Genomic DNA, 18483 nt, shown 5'->3' on the forward strand with positions numbered 1-18483 from the left:
ATGCGTCAAGGCAATGCCGTTATCCCTTACAGACCAAGGTTTCTGGGTGCGACAGTCGCCGTTTTCGTACCGAACGGATGGCGGTTAACACGGCCAGACCGACGGGAATTAAGAAGAATACGAACAGCCAGAAAGCCACGTTGCTGGCATTTTCCGGCCCGGTGTTCATCCCGGCCAGATTGGCGATGGTCCCCGATAGCGCCGCGCCCAGCGCCGCCGAGAAGGATTGCACCACGGTAATCGAAGCCCCGGCGGTCTCTTTCTCCGCTTCATCCGCCTGCTGTAGAACGCGGGTCAAAATGTGCGGCCAGCCCAGCCCGATACCAAAGCCCGCCAGCGTCAGCCCAAGCACCACGCCGGAAATATTGAGCGCGTGTAGGCCGAAGACCACCGGCACCGAAGCCAGCAACAGCAGCAAGCCCACGCCTAACACCAGCGGGCCAGAGATAATCGCCCGGTTGGCAAGACGCCCGGTCCAACTGGCGCTGACCATTTCGCTCAGGGTCCAGCCCGCCGCAGCGGCCGCCGTGATATACCCCGCGGCCAAAGGCGTCTGGCCGTGCAGGTGTTGCAGCATATAAGGCACATAGATTTCGCAGCCCATCGCAATCATCAGTGTCGCCATGGTCATGTACAGCCAGCAAATTGGCGAAGAGAGCGACAGCGAGTTGCGCGGCAACAGGCGAACGTTAGAGCTGAACTCGCGCTGGCGCAGAGCAATCACCATCAGCACCGCCAGCACAATCCCGGCGAAGTTAACCCAGCCGTGGGAGGACAAGCTGCCCGCCGATACCACCAGCACGGAGCCGGTCAGCAGCAGAAGTTGATAGAGAGGCAGAGGTTCGTCGGCGCGTTTTTCCTTTTGCTGGGCGGGCAGCGTTCGCCAAATCAACAGGCCAAACAGCAAGGTCACCGGCACCAGCAGGCCGAAGGCCCAGCGCCAAGCGTGCAGTTCAGCAAAGATGCCGCCCACCGCCGGGCCAATCAGCGTGGCGATCCCCCACATAGCGGAGATCAGCGCCATAGCGCGCGGCCAGAGAGATTCTTTGAATACCAGATTGATCATGGCGTAGGAGAGCGCGAACAGGAAGCCACCGCCCAGCCCCTGAATGGCACGGCCCAGCAGCAGAACCGGCATGCTTGGCGCCAAGGCACAGATAGCCGCACCGGCCATAAAGATGCCAGTCGCGGTGAGGTAGCTGCCGCGTGGGCCCGCTTTGCGCATCAGCCGGGCAGACAGCGCCGAGCCGAGAATCGAGAAGACCACGAACAGCGTCATGTTCCACGCATACCACGCCAGCCCGCCGATATCCTGTACCACGGAAGGCAGAATGGTGATGACGATATAGCTGTTGGTCGCGTACAGCGCCACACCCGCGCTGAGGGCAATGGCGCTGCCCCGATTTTCCGTACTAAATAAGCCGCCCCAGCCCGTTTCATTGTCCGACATCGGTATATCCCTTTTGTTTTTAAAGTCTATCGAGGTTGTGATAAGATTAAACAAGAATTAACTTGGAATACTTAACGGTTCCGTAATCTAAGATCTGACGAGGCAATATGTCAAGCAAACACTTGGAAAATACGTCTGAGGTTAAGCAAAGCGTCGCCGAACGCCTGCTCATGCTGCTTAAAACTCGTGGAGAATTGCAGGCCAGCGACGCGGGCCATATTTTGGGCACCACGGGGGAAGCCGCGCGCCAGCAGTTTGTGAAGCTGGCGAAAGAAGGTCTGGTGGAGCCGAAATCCGTTTCGCAGGGCGTAGGCCGCCCGTCGCAGTTCTGGCAATTGACGGCACAGGGCCATGCCCGTTTCCCCGACGCCCACGCCGATCTCACCGTACAACTGCTGACACTTATCCGCAGCTCGCTGGGTGAAAATGCGCTGGAACAGCTGATCACCAGCCGTGAAGAACTCACTCGTAATGCCTATCATCTGGCAATGGAAGGGGCAGAAACGCTGGAAGAGCGCCTGCAAAGGCTCACCGCCATTCGCACCCGCGAAGGCTATATGGCGGACTGGCAGCAGGAAGAAGATGGCAGTTATCTACTGATTGAGAACCACTGCCCTATCTGCGCCGCCGCCACCGCCTGTCAGGGCTTCTGTCGCGCCGAACGGGAAGTGTTTAGCGCCACGCTGGAGGCGAATGTTGAACGTACCGAGCACATTTTGCAAGGCGCGCGGCGCTGCGCCTATCGCATCTGGCTGTAGAATTTCCTGAATAATAGACATAAAAAAACCGCCTGCGAGGAGGCGGTTTTTGTTTATTCAACCGGAGCGATTATTCGCCTGACGGTTTACGACGTCCTGCGTTAGCCGGGTTTGAACGACGTTGGCCCGCATTGGCTGCGCGCGCCGGACGTGCTGGACGCCCTTCACCCGCGCCTGCGCCACGGCTTTCGCCGCCGCCGTTGCCGCTACGTTGACCATTGCCGCCGGTGCGCGGTGCTGCGCCAGAACGCGGAGCGCTTGAGCGAGGTGCGCCTGAACCAGAACGCTGACCGCCCTGACGTGGAGCACCGCGACCGCCGCTGCCCTGACGACCATTGATGATCGGCTCAGCTTTAATGCTTGGGTCTGGCTCATAGCCTTCCAGCGCGAAGCGTGGGATTTCACGCTTGAGCAGGCGCTCGATGTCACGCAACAGCTTGTGTTCATCCACGCACACCAGAGAAATCGCTTCGCCGGTGGATTCCGCACGGCCTGTACGGCCAATACGGTGAACATAGTCTTCCGGCACGTTTGGCAGCTCGTAGTTAACGACGTGAGGCAGCTGGTCGATGTCCAGACCGCGCGCCGCGATATCAGTTGCCACCAGCACGCGAATGCCGCCGTCTTTGAAATCCGCCAGTGCGCGAGTACGGGCGCCCTGACTCTTGTTACCGTGAATAGCGGCGGCGGTGATGCCGTCTTTATTCAGCTGCTCGGCCAAATGGTTCGCGCCGTGTTTAGTACGGGTAAACACCAGCACCTGTTTCCAGTCGCCTTCGCCGATCATCTGTGATAGCAGTTCTCTTTTACGTTTCTTATCAACGAAATGAACGCTCTGTTCGATTTGCTCGGACGCCGTGTTACGACGCGCCACTTCAACCGACGCAGGGTTGGTCAGCAATTTGCTAGCCAGCGCTTTGATTTCGTCAGAGAAGGTCGCGGAGAACAGCAGGTTCTGGCGTTTAGCGGGCAGCTTGGCCAGTACGCGACGGATGTCGTGGATGAAGCCCATGTCCAGCATGCGGTCAGCTTCGTCCAGCACCAGAATTTCTACTTTGGATAAATCCACCGCGTTCTGATGTTCTAAGTCCAGCAGGCGGCCTGGGGTCGCAACCAGCACGTCAACACCGGCGCGCAGTTTCATCATCTGCGGGTTAATGCTCACGCCGCCGAAAACCACCAGCGAGCGCAGGGTCAAATATTTGCTGTAAGACTGCACGTTCTCACCGATCTGTGCTGCCAGCTCACGGGTCGGAGTCAGGATCAGCGCGCGGACCGGGCGACGTCCTTTGAATTGCGGGTTGGAGTGGCTCAGCATGTTCAGCAGCGGCAGAGTAAAACCAGCGGTTTTACCGGTACCAGTCTGCGCACTTGCCATTAAGTCACGGCCTTGCATCACAACAGGAATAGCCTGACGCTGAATAGGCGTAGGTTCACGATAGCCCTGTTCTTCAACAGCACGCAAAATTTCGGCACTTAAGCCGAGAGTATCAAATGACATATAGGGAAAAGCTCCAGTCCACTCTAACCCGAACGGGGTTCGGTGCAGTTTCAAGAGTGGATGATCAGACGAGGCAAATGAGGCATTACCACGAGGATTCGGCACAAACTGCAGTGCGCCAGTTAGCGAGATTTTAACACAAGACGCGTCAAGGCGTTAAATTATCTGCCATCCATCGGTGTAAGCAGGTGTAATAAGAGCATGAAAAGCACATTAACTGTCGAGTTTTCAATGCTGACGACAGATTGTGTGGACTTAGGTAAAAAGGCTAATACAGAGCATCAATTATTGATTTGATGAATACCTTCCCACTTTTTGCCGTCACCTTAACGCCCTGAGTTGCTATGCTTTATGCAGTCAACACACTCATGGTTAAGGTAAACCCGCAGCATAATGGAAACTTGGAAACTCAATTTAATCTCCGTCTGGCTTGGGTGTTTTTTCACCGGAATGGCGATGAGCCAAATCCTGCCTTTCCTGCCACTTTATATTGAACAGCTTGGCGTCACGTCCCACGCATCTCTGAGTTTATGGTCTGGTTTAGTCTTCAGCGGCACCTTTTTGGTTTCTGCCATTGTGGCTCCACTATGGGGGAGTCTCGCCGACCGCAAAGGCCGTAAGTTGATGCTGCTGCGCGCCGCGCTGGGTATGGCGATTGTGATGGTGTTACAGGGTTTCGCCACTAACGTCTGGCAGCTGTTTATCCTGCGCACGCTGATGGGTTTAACCTCAGGCTATATCCCTAATGCCATGGCTTTAGTGGCGTCACAGGTTCCGCGCGATAAAAGCGGCTGGGCGCTCGGCACGCTGTCTACCGGGCAAGTGGCTGGCGTGATCATCGGCCCGCTGCTCGGCGGTTTTATGGCCGACCACCTCGGCCTGCGCACGGTGTTCTTCGTCACCGGCGGCATGTTGTTTACCAGTTTCCTCATCACTCTATTCTTAATCAAAGAGCGCGTGGTGCCGGTCGCCAAGGCCGACCGTCTCAGCGGCAAAGCCGTTTTCACCGCGCTGCCCTACCCGTGGCTGATTGTCAGCCTGTTCGTCACCACCCTAATGGTGCAATTGGCCAACGGTTCGATCAGCCCCATCTTGACGCTGTTCATCCGCGATCTCTCTTCCGACACCAGCAATATCGCCTTTATCAGCGGGGTGATTGCCGCCGTGCCGGGGGTTTCCGCGCTAATGTCCGCGCCTAAGTTGGGCAAGCTGGGCGACCGAATCGGCGCGCACCGTATCCTTATCGCCGCGCTGGTGCTGTGCTTCGTGCTGTTCTGTCTGATGTCGACCATCAGCTCACCCACCCAGCTCGGCATCCTGCGCTTTATGCTTGGCTTCTGCGACGGCGCGCTGATGCCGGCGATTCAGGCATTGTTAGTGAAATACAGCAGCGACCAAACCACCGGCCGCATCTTCGGCTACAACCAATCGTTTATGTATCTCGGCAACGTCATCGGCCCCCTGCTCGGCTCCAGCGTCTCGGCGTTAATGGGCTTCCGGTGGGTGTTCCTCGTGACGGCGATTTTGGTGTTGTTCAACTTAATACAGGTAGCGTGGAGTTTTAGGCGTGTTCCGACACGCCAGACGAGATTTTAAATTCAAATTCAAGGTCAAGGTCGTGCGCTGCCGCCCAAAAACAAAAAAGGGGCCTTTCGGCCCCCTCAATTTGAAATCAAAAACCCTACCGGCGGTTGCCAAAAATGCGTAACAGCATCAAGAACAGGTTGATGAAATCCAAATACAGCGTCAGCGCGCCCACGATAGAGTACTTGCGGAAGCTGTCTTTATCGTTAACGTCCAGCTGCTCACCCATGTTTTTCAACTTCTGGGTGTCATAAGCTGTCAGGCCAACGAAGATAACCACGCCGATGTAGGTCACCGCCCACATCAATGCCGGGCTTTTCAGCCAGATATTGACCAGCGACGCCAGCACGATACCAATCAACCCCATGAACAGCAGGCTGCCCATACGGCTTAGGTCGCGCTTGGTGGTGTAACCAAATACGCTCATCGCCCCGAACATCCCCCCGGCAACCACGAAGGTGCTGGCAATAGAAGAGCCGGTGTAGACGATGAAAATACTGGAGAGCGTCAGCCCGGTTAGGGCCGAATACAGCATGAACAAGCCGGTAGCGACGGTGCCGCTCAGACGATTCACCATGCCGGAAATTACGAAGACCAGCGCCAGCTGGGCGATGATCAGACCAAAGAAGGTTATTTGGCTGGAGAAAATAAAACCGAGAATGGCTGGTGAGCGAGATGCGTACCAGGCGACAAATGCGGTTAATAGCAGACCACAGGTCATCCAACCATAGACCTGCGCCATGTAGGCTTGAATGCCGGAGTTAGCGCGTTCAACAATCGAGCCGTTACTGCGTGGATATCGATCCATGATGATTACCTCTTGCATGGAGGACAAAATTTAGGCCGTAAACACAGCCCGCCTGTGGGATAACAGTATCACAAAACCACGGCTTTGCGCGGTTGCTAAGCGTAAGGTTTAGTTGCAGTTTACCAGCGCATGGCGGCTTCTTTGTCGCTGTCGCGGGCATCTACCCAGCGGTCGCCCTGCTCGGTGGCTTCACGCTTCCAAAACGGGGCGCGGGTTTTGAGATAATCCATAATAAATTCGGTGGCTTCAAAGGCCATGCCGCGATGGGCGCTGGTCACGCCAACGAACACAATTTCATCGCCAGGATACATCGCCCCGACGCGGTGATACACCGACACCCGTTGCAGCGGCCAGCGCTGGCGGGCATCGGCGACAATTTCCGCCAAGGCTTTTTCGGTCATGCCCGGATAGTGTTCGAGGGTCAACGCACTGACGTTGTCGCCCAAATTGTGATTGCGCACCTTGCCAGTGAAAGTCACCACCGCGCCGTCGGCGTCTGACTGGGCCAGCCACTGGTATTCGTCGCCAACGCTAAACGCCGCGCTGTCGACCACGATCCGCGTGTTTTCCATATCAGCCTCCTGTCACCGGTGGGAAGAAGGCCACTTCGTCCCCGGCCTTCACCGGATGGTCGATGTCGACCAGAGTTTGATTCACCGCCACCAACAGCTTGCCGGACTCTAACGCCAGCGCCCAGCGATCGCCGCGCTGGCACAATGACTGGCGCAGCGCTTCAACATTGATGAATTCGGCAGGCAGTTGCAGCGAACCGACGCCGATGATTTCACGCACCTGCGCGAAGAACAGAATGTCGATCATGGCGCCACCTTGAAATCACCGGACTTGCCGCCGGTTTTCTCCAGCAGGCGAATCGGGCCGATCACCATATCTTTCTGCACGGCTTTACACATGTCGTAAATGGTCAAAGCAGCGACGGACGCCGCCGTCAGGGCTTCCATTTCAACGCCGGTTTTGCCGCTCAGGCGACAGCGCGACTCAATGCGCACGCGATTGTGCTCCGGCTGGGCTTCCAGATTGACTTCAACCTTGGTGAGCAGCAGCGGATGGCAAAGGGGGATCAAATCCCAGGTTTTTTTCGCCGCCTGAATCCCCGCGATACGCGCCGTGGCGAACACGTCGCCCTTGTGGTGATTGCCGTTAACAATCATCGCCAGCGTCTCGGCGGCCATGGTGACAAAGGATTCGGCGCGGGCTTCGCGCACGGTTTCGGCTTTGGCGGAGACATCCACCATATGGGCGTCGCCGGAGGCGTTAATGTGAGTAAAAGTGGTCATAATGGGCTTATTTCTTGACGTGAGGCGTGAAGTTACACGGGCCGTTGCGCGCGTCTAGCTGGGCCTCGATAACGTGTTCCCACGCGGTGCGGCAGGCGCTGGTCGAGCCAGGCACGGCAAAAATTACGGTCTGATTCGCCATGCCGGCTAAGGCGCGGGACTGAATGGTCGAAGTGCCAATCTCTTCAAAAGACACCATGCGGAACAGCTCGCCGAAGCCTTCGATTTCGCGGTCAAACAGCGGTTTGAGTGCTTCCGGCGTATTGTCGCCCTGCGTGAAGCCCGTGCCGCCGTTGATCAAAATGGCCTGGATCTGCTCATCGGCAATCCATTGCGAGACCACCGCGCGAATTTTATACAGGTTATCTTTGACGATGGTTTGCGCCGCAACGCGGTGCCCTGCCTCTTCGGCCACCTCTTTCAGATAGTGCCCGGAGGTGTTTTCTGCCTCGGTACGATGGTCAGAAACGGTCAGAATTGCCAAAGAAAGGGGAAGGAAATCTTTGCTGGCCTTGCTCATCTTGTTGCTCCTTGAATGACTTCAACCACCAATAAACGACAGGTTCTGGGTAATACCCGTGTTGCCCTGATGCAAGAAATGGGTCTGTTTTTTCTGCCGCAGGCCGCCTTGAATTCTATCCATTAAGTCATCTTGCTGCATATCGTCCGCCAGCAAATCACGCAGCGGAATGCCCTGCTCGCCGAACAGGCACAGGTGCAGGTTGCCGATGGCAGATACCCGCAGGCGGTTGCAGCTGGCGCAGAAGTCTTTCTCATAAGGCATGATCAGGCCGATTTCGCCGACATAATCTGGATGGCTGAACACCTGGGCCGGGCCGTCGCTGCGCGCACGGATTTGTAGCTGCCAGCCCTGTTGCACCAGCTGTTCGCGCAGGATTTCGCCTGAGACGTGGTGTTTGCGGAATAGCTCGCTGCCGTCGCCGGTCTCCATCAGCTCAATAAAGCGTAGTTGGATTGGGCGATGTTTGATCCAGTTGAGGAAAGTATTCAGGCTGGCGTGGTTGACGTCGCGCATCAGCACGGCGTTGACTTTCACCTTGCTGAAACCGGCCTCAAACGCGGCGTCGATGCCGCGCATCACGTCGTTGAATTTGTCCTGCCCGGTAATGGCGTGGAATTGGCGAGCATCGAGGCTGTCGACGCTGACGTTGATCGCGGTCAGGCCCGCGTCGCGCCAGTGTTTAGCGTCACGCGCCATGCGATAGCCATTGGTGGTGACAGCCAGCGTTTTGATGGTGGGGTTTTCGCGCACGGCGGCAATGATGTCGCAGAAGTCGCGGCGCAGGGACGGCTCGCCCCCGGTCAGGCGCACTTTTTCAGTCCCTAGATGGGCAAAAGCGCGGCTGACACGACGGATTTCGTCCAACGACAGAAAACTTTTATTGCTGTGTCCCTGCGGCTTATAGCCGTCGGGCAGGCAATAGGTGCAACGGAAATTGCACACGTCAGTAATTGATAGCCGCAAGTAATAAAACTTGCGAGCAAAAGCATCGGTAAGTTGAAGCACCTTAACACCTTTCCAAATACGGGAGATGCAGGCATTTCTACCTTGCACCCTGGTGGCTGAGCCACGGCCAGGACGCCGTATTATTGTGCAAAATCAGTGAGAAAGTTCACCAATTCGGGCAGATAACTTAGGCGGCAAGGCTAGGAGTTTGATTTTTTCAGCTGCAAGCGCAGGGGAAAAAACGTGGTTACGAGGGCTATTGTAACGCCGCGCGGGAAGGAACTCCAAGGCGGTTTTCGCTATGTATTTATATATATAGCGGATTTTAAAGGCAATTCTCAGCACGATAACGACAAGAAACCTCATCAATGCTGCGGGTTTACCTCGCATTTCAGACATAAGTTGAATAACACCTTGTTGCAAAATTGGGTAAAATCAACCGAAGAAATGACATCAAAACCCTAATTTGCTGCCGCGCGAGTGGCAGGTTTAATTTTCTCTGGACAGCTTCAAGGATCTTTATGCGCAATCGCACGTTAGCCGATCTCGACCGCGTAGTAGCACTGGGGGGCGGACACGGCCTGGGCCGCGTTATGTCATCCCTCTCCTCCCTTGGATCGCGTTTGACCGGCATTGTCACCACCACCGACAACGGCGGCTCCACCGGGCGCATTCGCAGCGCCGAGGGCGGTATTGCCTGGGGCGATATGCGTAACTGTCTCAATCAGCTGATCACTGAGCCAAGCGTGGCGTCCGCCATGTTCGAATTCCGCTTTGGTGGGCAAGGCGAGCTGGCCGGGCATAACCTCGGCAACTTGATGCTGCGCGCGCTGGATCACCTGAGCGTGCGCCCTCTCGAGGCAATCAACTTGGTGCGCAGCCTGCTGAAAGTAGACGCCGAGCTGATCCCGATGTCAGAGCATCCTGTGGATTTGGCGGCGCTGGATGCCAATGGCGAGTGGGTTCATGGCGAAGTGAATGTCGACAAGTTGACGCAAATCCCTCGCGAGCTGATGCTGCAACCCGAGGTGAGTGCCACGCGCGAAGCCATTCTGGCGATTAAAGAAGCGGATTTAGTGCTGATTGGCCCGGGCAGCTTTTACACCAGCCTGATGCCTCTCCTGTTGATGAAAGACTTAACTCAGGCGCTGCGCCGCAGCCGCGCGCACATCGTCTACATTGGTAATTTGGGCAAAGAGCTTAGCGTGGCGGCGGCATCGCTGACCCTGCATGACAAGCTTTCGCTAATTGAAAACCAGATTGGCCGCCGCGCGGTGGATGCGGCGATTGTCGGGCCGAAGGTGAATATCGACGATGCCAGCGAGCGGTTGATCATTCAAACTCAGCTCGAAGCCAGCGACATTCCTTATCGCCACGACCGCGAATTACTGCGCAAAGCGCTGGAAGAAGCCCTGCAAAAAATGATTTAAGGTTTTTTGTTCACCAGCGGATGGTTGTTCCACGGGCTGTCCGCTGCCGGTTTGGCGGTGCTGACTTTCGGCTTTTGCGGCTTCTCGGCAGACAGTGGCGTGCGGCGTTTGCTGCGCGTCATGTCAGGACGCAAATGCCCTTCCACGAAATCCAAATACAGCGTTTCCACTTCCTTTCTCGCCCACGGCGTCCGACGCAAAAACTTCAAACTGGACTTGATGCTCGGGTCACTTTTGAAGCAGTTAATGTTCACCTGCGCCGCCAGCGCCGGCCAGCCAAAACTGTCCACCAGCTTAGTCAGCAGTGCTTCCAGCGTCACGCCGTGCAGAGGGTCTTTCGCCGCAGCGGGTTTCGGTGAAGGTGTGTCAGTCATGGTTCGCTCGCAAGTCGATTTTACAGGGCGCGCAGTCTAGCATCTTTTCACTGCGCGCGACCATGTTGGATGGGCGGGAAGGATTAGGACAAGGCGATAAATTGATCTCGCAGAGACTGCAACTCATCACGGGTTCTCGCCGCGTCTTCAAACTCCAGATTCTGCGCGTGGGAGTACATTTTGCTTTCCAACTCGCGAATACGCTGCTCCAGCGCTTTTGGCGTAAGCAGCTTGGCGGTTTCGAAGGCTTCGGCATCGCGCTTGTCTTTGTTCTTCTTGGTCTTAGGCTGGCCCAGTTGAAGAATGTCAGAGATTTTCTTATTCAGGCCCATCGGCGTAATGCCGTGCTCAGTGTTGTAAGCCTCTTGCTTGGCGCGACGGCGCTCGGTTTCGTCGATAGCCCTACGCATCGAGTTAGTGATTTTGTCGCCGTAAAGAATGGCTTTGCCGTTGAGGTTACGGGCCGCGCGGCCGATGGTCTGGATCAGTGAACGCTCGGAGCGCAGGAAGCCCTCTTTGTCGGCGTCCAGAATCGCCACCAGCGACACTTCAGGCATGTCCAAACCTTCTCGCAGTAAGTTGATGCCCACCAGCACGTCAAACTCGCCTAAGCGCAAATCACGAATGATTTCGACGCGCTCGACGGTGTCGATGTCAGAGTGGAGATAACGCACGCGCTCGCCGTGCTCTTCCAGATACTCGGTCAAGTCCTCGGCCATGCGCTTGGTCAGCGTGGTCACCAGCACGCGCTCGTTAATCTCCACGCGTTTGCGGATTTCCGACAGCAGGTCATCGACCTGGGTCGCCACCGGGCGCACTTCAATCAATGGATCAAGCAGGCCCGTTGGGCGCACTACTTGCTCCACTACGTCGCCGCCAGATTTTTCCATTTCATAGGTGCCCGGCGTGGCGGACACATAGATACTTTGCGGCGCGGCGGCTTCAAACTCTTCGAAACGCATTGGTCGGTTATCCAGCGCGGAAGGCAGGCGGAAACCATACTCCACCAGCGTCTCTTTGCGCGAACGGTCGCCTTTGTACATGCCGCCGATTTGCGGGATGGTGACGTGGGATTCGTCGACAATCAGCAGGCCATCGGCGGGTAAATAGTCGAACAGCGTCGGTGGCGGCTCGCCCGGCCCGCGCCCTGACAGGTAGCGCGAGTAGTTTTCGATCCCCGAGCAGTAGCCCAGCTCATTCATCATCTCCAGATCAAACTGGGTGCGCTGGCTAATGCGCTGCTCTTCCAGCAGTTTGTTGTTGTCGAGCAGATTTTTGCGACGATCCGCCAGCTCGACTTTGATCTCTTCCATCGCCTGCACGATTCGCTCGCGTGGCGTCACGTAGTGGGTTTTCGGGTAGATGGTGAAGCGAGGAACCTCTTGCTGAATCTGCCCGGTCAGCGGGTCAAACAGCGACAGGCGCTCCACTTCTTGGTCAAACAGTTCGATGCGCAGCGCCATGTCGTCGGACTCTGCGGGGAACACGTCGATCACCTCGCCGCGCACGCGGAAGGTACTGCGCTGGAAGGCCTGATCGTTGCGGGCATATTGCAGTTCGGCCAGTCGGCGCAGGATAGCGCGCTGGTCGATGATCATCCCTTTGGTCAGGTGCAGCATCATCTTCAGATAGAGATCTGGGTCACCCAGACCATAGATTGCCGAAACCGAAGCCACCACCACCACGTCGCGGCGTTCAAGCAGGGCTTTGGTGGCGGAAAGACGCATCTGCTCGATGTGTTCATTCACCGAGGCGTCTTTTTCGATAAAGGTATCAGAGCTAGGCACATAGGCTTCAGGCTGATAGTAGTCGTAGTAAGAGACAAAATATTCGACGGCGTTTTCCGGGAAAAACTCTTTCATCTCGCCATACAACTGGGCAGCCAGCGTCTTGTTGGGCGCCAGCACCATGGTTGGGCGATTCAGGTCGGCAATCACGTTGGCGACGGTAAAGGTTTTCCCCGAGCCGGTCACCCCCAGCAGCGTTTGGTGCGCCAGACCATTCTCCAGCCCTTCTTCCAAAGCGCGTATGGCCTCAGGCTGATCGCCTGACGGTTTAAAGTCGGAATGCAGTTTGAATACTTTGCTCATGAACGGGCTACCTGACAGAAGAGAAGAATCGCATAACACGGGCTGCGGAGACTCAGTATGGAAGACTCCATGAATTTTGCCAGCTATATAGTACTGGATATAAAACCAGCTTCCAATGGCGATGTGCTGTTGATTTGTTCGCAGGCCATAGCGTGGTTTCTAAGATGCGAAGAAAGCTGCACTTTTTTAGGTTATTCCATTAACCCACTTTTCCCCATGAGAGAACATTTATCCCCAATTATTTTTACGAATTAACTTTTTGACCACAGACTGACGAAAATTGACACAAACGCCAGATCACAATTTGACAACGCTTGATTTATCATAATTCATTGAAAAATATCATTATGATTAAAAAGGTGGGATTAACGACAAACCGAGCGCAGGCCGCGTCCAGACTCGCTTGTAGCAACTTTTCTTACTCTCATGCACATGGTTATCCACAGGAATGGTGGATAACTCACAGCACGCCCCACGCAGCGCGACCTGTCAAAAAAGGCAGTTTCACCCCCGATGGGTTTCGGGCTAAGGTTTTTAGTTATTTTTTGCCTTTTTTACTTCTTTATATATGCCGATTTTGCCTAGATATGCTGTGCCATAGATATTGCAAAATGAAAAAATTTGTATATCGGCAGTCGGATTTGTCTTATCCACACATCAGTATTGCACCACAAACTCTCTGTTCAGCACTGGTAAAGTGCACTATTTCGCCACTTCCCCGTCACACTTATTGCCCAATTTAATGATTTTTCCTCTTTGGCACTCTTTCAAACCATTAACAGTCTGGTTACAACCTCTTTAGGAGTTACCCCGCCAAACTTGGCCCAAGAGTTGCAATATTATTCATATCGGTCGTTTACAGCGCATCGCCCTAAAAACGCAGCTTTTACAAAAACGCTATTTTTGGGTCGCTCTCGCTAGCTTAAGCCGTAAGAAACCGCCGTTTCAGCCTTTTATCACTGGCTAAAGGCTATTTATTGCCAATTGATGCTGTTAGCAAACTTGCTAACCTGCCGCATAAAATTCTGTGAAATTACGGAAATTGCGAAACATAAATGTCAGAAATATGACAGTGACGGTCAGTTAAACAGTGACTCCGCCAAGCTAAAGCCATGAGGCCAGCCAGCGGCAGGAGTTTAGGGAGGTCTGATGTTGAGTATAAAGTCGGTAAATCAGTATTACGGCCAGAAGCATATTCTGTGGGATATCAATCTGGAGCTGTATCGCGGCCAGTGCACTTTCCTGATTGGCCGCAACGGCGTCGGCAAAACCACGCTGATTAACTGCATCATGGGACACCTGCCGGTGAAGAGCGGCAGCATCTCCTGGCAGTCGGCGAATGCTGAGCCACAGAATCTGCTGGATTTGCCCGTCGAGGGCCGCGCAATGGTCGGCATTGGCTATGTGCCTGAAGGTCGGCAGATTTTTTCGCAAATGAGTGTGGATGAAAACCTGCAAATTGCCATGATGGCCGGGCGCAACAAGAATCGCCGCATCCCCGAGCAGGTCTACGAACTTTTCCCTGCATTGAAGGAGATGGGGTCACACAAGGCCGGAGAGCTGGATGAAAGCGAGCAGCAGCAGCTGGCGATCAGCCGCGCGCTGGTGCTGGAGCCGGAGTTATTGATCCTTGATGAGCCAACCGAGCACACCAGCCCGGCGATGGCGGCCAACATGAGCAATATCATTCACCGCCTCAACCGCGATTTAGGCCTGACGCTGCTGCTGGTCGGTCACCGCCTACCCTTTATTCGCAGCGTGGCGGACCGCTTCTGCCTGCTCGATAGCGGCCGCAACGTGGCACAGGGCACGCTGGCCCAGCTTAACGACGATTTAGTGAAAGACTATCTCAGCGTGTGAGAGGCGAAAGGTCGAGATACTGCCCCAAATTGGCGTCGCTGGTGTTATTCAGGAACGGGATCTCGCCCAGCATGGGCGCAGGCAGCATACGCGCGAGCGTGGCAAGATAGGCCTGATGATGCTTCCCCGTTTCCTGTACGTCATTGGCAATCCACCCCACCAATTTTTGGCCGCTTTGCGCCACCGCCTGCGCGGTGAGCAGCGCATGGTTGATGCAGCCCAGACGCATTCCCACCACCAGAACCACCGGCAGCTGTTCGCGCACCACCCAGTCGGCAAAGGTGTGCTGCTCGCTGAGCGGCGTAAACCAGCCCCCCGCCCCTTCAACCACCGTCCAGTCAGCTTTCGGCTGTAGATGGCGTAACCCCGCCGACAGAGTTTCCAGCGCGATAGGTCGCTGTTCCAGTTGGCTGACGATGTGTGGCGAAGTCGGCTCAAGGAAGGTGCACGGGTTCACTTCGTCATAACTCAGTACCACCGAGCTATTGGCCTGCAAGGCCAGCGCGTCGCTATTTCGCGCGCCCTCGGCGGTCATTTCACTGCCTGACGCCACCGGTTTATAGCCCGCCGTAGAAAACCCAGCCTGCGCCGCAGCTTGCAAAAAAGCCGTGGTCGCCACGGTTTTACCGACTTCAGTGTCCGTGCCGGTAATGAAGAATGTTTTTTTCATTTTTAGATAGCCAATGTCTTTCTCGAACAAAATCGAAATCCAAAGTCATTGGCGCTGTATCAAGGCGGCAAGCGGGTTCAGCCCGATGAGCTGACATAGGTCAGTGATTCGGGTGAGCACGCGCAGCCAACGCAGAGACAGCGTCAAGGACGACGGATTTTAGCGTGGGATTAATTCTTCGACCTGAAGCACTCCATACACCAACTTATAGGTCAGCGGCAGCATGCCGTCTTGACGGGCGTAGTGCTTTTCCAGCTTGGCGAGGCGTTCGCGCCCGCCCAGACCGCCAAGGCGACCGTTTTTGATGTGGGTCGCGCCGATGCCTTTCAGTGAACGCATCAGGCTCATGACATCGGGAAACAGTAGGCTTTGCTGGCTGAACTGCACGTCGTGGCGATAAGGCGCGCAGGCTTCGGCGATTTTGTCCGGGGTGAGGAACTGATTGACGTGGCGACGCCCGTCGACCTTCATCCATGCCGCAGCCAGCTCGCCGAGCGAGCCTTCGGCCAGCGTGGAAAACACCACCAGCCCGCCAATGCGCGTCACGCGGTGCATCTCTTCCAGCGCGCGCGGCAGCGCGTTGCACCACTGCACCGCCAGATTGCTGTAGCAGATGTCCACTGACTGATCCGCCAGCGGCAGGCGTTCAATGTCGCCGGGAATATAGCTTTCGGCGGAATTCAGCGCGCTGGCCACGTCCAGCATGCCTTGCGACAAATCCAGCGCCGTCACCTGTTTGCCCATATCGCGCCAGCGGCGGCTGAAATAGCCGGTGCCGCAGCCCGCGTCGAGTACGCGGTTACCGGCGCTTTGATGCTGCTCTGCCACCATGCTGAGCAGGTGTTCGCCCACGTCACGCTGTAACTGTGCGGCGTTTTCGTAATGACCGGCAGCGCGGCTAAAGGCGTCGGCTACGGCTTGTTTGTTCACTAATTCAGTGACTGCACCCATGAAGGGACTCCAGCAAAAAATCGATATCTTCCGGCTGATGAGCAGCCGTGAGGGTAATGCGCAGTCTTGCGCTGCCCGGCGGTACGGTCGGCGGGCGAATGGCGCTCACCCACAGGCCGCGCTCGCGCAGACGCTGAGCTAAGTCGAGCGTCGGCTGGTTTTCACCGACAATCAGCGGCTGAATGGCGGTCGCGGAGGAGGTAAGCCGATAAGGCAAATCTGCCGCGCCAGCGCGAAAACGGGCAATATTGGCCGCCAGTTTATCACGCAGCGCATCGCCTTGCTGAATACAGCGCAGGCTGGCCTGAAGGGCGCAGACCTGCGCGGCGGGCATGGCGGTGCTATAAATCAGATGACGGGCGAACTGCAACAGGTAGTCCGCCGTGTCGTCGTCGCACAGCACGGCAGCACCGCTACAGCCAAACGCCTTACCGAAAGTGACCACCAACAGCTCGGGGCGAACCCCTTGCAGCCAGCAACTGCCCCGCCCCTGCTCGCCAATCACCCCGACGCCGTGGGCATCGTCCACCAGCAGCCACGCGTGGTTATCGCGAGCCTGTTGGTGGATCTCAGCCAGAGGCGCGGCATCGCCATCCATACTGAACACCCCTTCAGTCACCACCAGAGTTTCGCCGTCGCATGAGGATTGCAGCAGGCGTTGCAGAGAGTCCGGCTGATTATGAGCGAAGCGTCGCAACTGGGCCGGAGACTGAGTCGCCGCCTCAAGCAGCGACGCGTGGCTCAGCTTGTCTGCCAGCGCGCGGTCGTCTTTTTGCAGCAGCGCGGCCAAAATCGCCTGATTGGCCGCAAAACCGGAGATAAACAGCAGCGCGCGCGGGTAGCCCTGCCACCGCGCCAGATGCTGCTCGAACTCGGCGTGGACATCGCTATAGCCCGTAACATGCCCCGAGCCGCCGCTGCCGACGCCAAACCGCGACGCGCCCTGCCGCCAAGCGGCCACAATCTCCTCGTGCTGGCTCAGCCCAAGATAGTCATTGCCGGAGAAATTCAGCCAGCGGCGCTCGCCCTGTATCAGCCAGCGGGCGCTGCCTCCGGCGTTCGGCAGGCGCACGCGAAACGCCGCCGCCTCGCGCCGTGCCTGAAGGGCGTCCTGAATTCGGCTTTCCCAGCTCATGGTTTAGACGGCTGCGTTGTAGAACTGGTCGGTGTCGGCGTGAACCAACTGCTCGGCCAGCGCCTCTTGCTGCTGGTTGTCGCCCATTTCGGTTTCGAAAACTTGGGGGTTGAGGCCCAGCTTGCCGAACAGGATCAGGTCTTTGTCTTCCGCCGGGTTTGGCGTGGTCAACAGCTTGCAGCCGTAGAAAATCGAGTTAGCACCGGCCATAAAGCACATCGCCTGTGTCTGCTCGCTCATCTGCTCGCGACCGGCAGACAGGCGCACATAGGAGCTTGGCATCATGATGCGCGCCACGGCGATGGTGCGAATAAAATCGAAAGGATCGACGTCGTCGTTGTTAGCCAGCGGCGTGCCTTTCACTTTGACCAGCATGTTGATTGGTACGCTCTCCGGCGCGACCGGCAGGTTGGCTAATTGCATCAGCAATCCGGCGCGGTCTTTGACCGTTTCGCCCAGACCCACGATGCCGCCGGAGCAGACTTTAATCCCCGCGTTGCGCACTTCTGACAGGGTATCCAGACGCTCTTGATAGCTTCGGGTGGTGATGATGCTGCCGTAGAATTCTGGCGAGGTGTCGAGGTTATGGTTGTAGAAATCCAGACCCGCCGTCGCCAGTCGCTGCGCCTGCGAGGTGTCCAGCGTGCCGAGCGTCATGCAGGTTTCCATCCCCAGCTCTTTCACGCCCTGCACCATCTGCTCAAGGTAAGGCATGTCGCGCTCGTGCGGGTTTTTCCACGCCGCGCCCATGCAGAAACGAGTGGAACCGGCGGCCTTGGCCTGACGGGCAGACTCCAGCACCTGCTTCACTTCCATCAGGCGTTCGGTTTCCAGCCCGGTTTTGTAACGCGAGCTTTGCGGGCAGTATTTACAGTCTTCCGGGCAAGCACCGGTTTTGATCGACAGCAAGGTGCTGACCTGAACCTGACGCGGATCGAAGTGTTGGCGGTGGACCTGCTGGGCTTCGAACATCAGCTCGAGGAAGGGTTTATCGAACAAAGCTTGGGTTTTTTCCAGCGTCCAGTGGGTGCGGGTCGACATCGTTGCCATCTCCAAAATATTCTGAGTTTTGTTTTTTACCTATTCTGTAAACCATTTTTCATTTGTTT

General features: G+C 56.3%; 18 protein-coding genes and 1 riboswitch. Of the genes, 4 read left to right on the forward strand and 14 right to left on the reverse strand.

Features of this window, described 5'->3' with window-relative positions; genetic code table 11:
• Positions 1-19: 19 nt before the first annotated feature.
• Positions 20-1450, reverse strand: coding sequence for an MFS transporter (locus ACT3RT_RS08135; RefSeq protein ID WP_496202799.1), 1431 nt, complete (start codon positions 1448-1450; stop codon positions 20-22).
• A gap of 107 nt (positions 1451-1557) precedes the next feature.
• Between ACT3RT_RS08135 and ACT3RT_RS08140 the strand changes: the two genes are divergently transcribed.
• Positions 1558-2208: a helix-turn-helix transcriptional regulator gene (locus ACT3RT_RS08140; protein WP_353501415.1), complete on the forward strand. Its 651-nt coding sequence runs from the start codon at positions 1558-1560 to the stop codon at positions 2206-2208.
• 70 nt (positions 2209-2278) lie between these two features.
• Here the strand turns inward: ACT3RT_RS08140 and rhlE are convergent, their stop codons facing one another.
• Positions 2279-3709, reverse strand: coding sequence for an ATP-dependent RNA helicase RhlE (gene rhlE / locus ACT3RT_RS08145; protein ID WP_353501414.1), 1431 nt, complete (start codon positions 3707-3709; stop codon positions 2279-2281).
• A 393-nt stretch (positions 3710-4102) separates the two neighbouring features.
• Between rhlE and ACT3RT_RS08150 the strand changes: the two genes are divergently transcribed.
• Positions 4103-5305 (forward strand): multidrug efflux MFS transporter, encoded by a 1203-nt coding sequence (locus tag ACT3RT_RS08150; protein ID WP_396130264.1) that lies wholly within the window; start codon positions 4103-4105, stop codon positions 5303-5305.
• Between the two features lie 85 nt (positions 5306-5390).
• Here ACT3RT_RS08150 and ACT3RT_RS08155 read toward each other — a convergent pair whose 3' ends face one another.
• The 6 genes from ACT3RT_RS08155 to moaA form a co-directional block, all read right to left on the reverse strand.
• Positions 5391-6101 (reverse strand): Bax inhibitor-1/YccA family protein, encoded by a 711-nt coding sequence (locus tag ACT3RT_RS08155; RefSeq protein ID WP_353501412.1) that lies wholly within the window; start codon positions 6099-6101, stop codon positions 5391-5393.
• Positions 6102-6220: 119 nt separating this feature from the next.
• Complete coding sequence (gene moaE / locus ACT3RT_RS08160; RefSeq protein ID WP_353501411.1) at positions 6221-6673, reverse strand: molybdopterin synthase catalytic subunit MoaE; 453 nt, start codon at positions 6671-6673, stop codon at positions 6221-6223.
• Between the two features lies 1 nt (position 6674).
• Positions 6675-6920 (reverse strand): molybdopterin synthase sulfur carrier subunit, encoded by a 246-nt coding sequence (gene moaD, locus ACT3RT_RS08165; RefSeq protein ID WP_353501410.1) that lies wholly within the window; start codon positions 6918-6920, stop codon positions 6675-6677.
• The gene (moaC, locus tag ACT3RT_RS08170) at positions 6917-7396 is read right to left on the reverse strand and encodes a cyclic pyranopterin monophosphate synthase MoaC (protein ID WP_353501409.1); all 480 of its coding nucleotides are present in this window, start codon (positions 7394-7396) and stop codon (positions 6917-6919) included. The genes moaD and moaC overlap by 4 nt, the downstream gene beginning before the upstream one ends.
• 7 nt (positions 7397-7403) lie before the next feature.
• Positions 7404-7916 carry a molybdenum cofactor biosynthesis protein B gene (gene moaB, locus ACT3RT_RS08175; protein WP_396130261.1) on the reverse strand — a complete coding sequence of 171 codons (513 nt, stop codon included), beginning with the start codon at positions 7914-7916 and terminating at the stop codon, positions 7404-7406.
• Between the two features lie 21 nt (positions 7917-7937).
• Positions 7938-8924, reverse strand: coding sequence for a GTP 3',8-cyclase MoaA (gene moaA / locus ACT3RT_RS08180; RefSeq protein WP_496202800.1), 987 nt, complete (start codon positions 8922-8924; stop codon positions 7938-7940).
• Positions 8914-9083, reverse strand: a riboswitch (molybdenum cofactor riboswitch). It overlaps the preceding gene by 11 nt.
• 302 nt (positions 9084-9385) lie before the next feature.
• Between moaA and yvcK the strand changes: the two genes are divergently transcribed.
• Complete coding sequence (gene yvcK, locus ACT3RT_RS08185) at positions 9386-10294, forward strand: uridine diphosphate-N-acetylglucosamine-binding protein YvcK (RefSeq protein ID WP_353501406.1); 909 nt, start codon at positions 9386-9388, stop codon at positions 10292-10294.
• On the opposite strand, the gene ACT3RT_RS08190 is transcribed toward yvcK, so the two are convergent.
• Positions 10291-10668 (reverse strand): VF530 family protein, encoded by a 378-nt coding sequence (locus tag ACT3RT_RS08190; protein ID WP_353501405.1) that lies wholly within the window; start codon positions 10666-10668, stop codon positions 10291-10293. The genes yvcK and ACT3RT_RS08190 overlap by 4 nt on opposite strands.
• A gap of 83 nt (positions 10669-10751) precedes the next feature.
• Entirely contained in the window at positions 10752-12758 is a 2007-nt protein-coding gene (gene uvrB, locus ACT3RT_RS08195; RefSeq protein WP_396130259.1) for an excinuclease ABC subunit UvrB, read from the reverse strand.
• Between the two features lie 1149 nt (positions 12759-13907).
• On the opposite strand from uvrB, the gene ACT3RT_RS08200 reads away from it, so the two are divergent.
• Entirely contained in the window at positions 13908-14618 is a 711-nt protein-coding gene (locus ACT3RT_RS08200) for an ABC transporter ATP-binding protein (RefSeq protein ID WP_485902839.1), read from the forward strand.
• On the opposite strand, the gene bioD is transcribed toward ACT3RT_RS08200, so the two are convergent.
• From bioD to bioB, 4 genes are all read right to left on the reverse strand, one after another.
• Positions 14608-15288, reverse strand: a complete 681-nt coding sequence (gene bioD / locus ACT3RT_RS08205) for a dethiobiotin synthase (protein WP_485902841.1) — start codon at positions 15286-15288, stop codon at positions 14608-14610. The two genes, ACT3RT_RS08200 and bioD, sit on opposite strands and share 11 nt — an antisense overlap.
• Before the next feature lie 159 nt (positions 15289-15447).
• Entirely contained in the window at positions 15448-16239 is a 792-nt protein-coding gene (bioC, locus tag ACT3RT_RS08210; protein ID WP_485902843.1) for a malonyl-ACP O-methyltransferase BioC, read from the reverse strand.
• Positions 16223-17374 (reverse strand): 8-amino-7-oxononanoate synthase, encoded by a 1152-nt coding sequence (gene bioF / locus ACT3RT_RS08215; protein WP_496202801.1) that lies wholly within the window; start codon positions 17372-17374, stop codon positions 16223-16225. The genes bioC and bioF overlap by 17 nt, the downstream gene beginning before the upstream one ends.
• A 3-nt stretch (positions 17375-17377) precedes the next feature.
• Entirely contained in the window at positions 17378-18415 is a 1038-nt protein-coding gene (gene bioB / locus ACT3RT_RS08220) for a biotin synthase BioB (protein ID WP_185690230.1), read from the reverse strand.
• Positions 18416-18483: the final 68 nt, after the last annotated feature.

It is taken from the genome of Ewingella sp. AOP9-I1-14 (assembly GCF_052375995.1).
In the GTDB taxonomy this organism is placed as follows: domain Bacteria; phylum Pseudomonadota; class Gammaproteobacteria; order Enterobacterales; family Enterobacteriaceae; genus Ewingella; species Ewingella allii.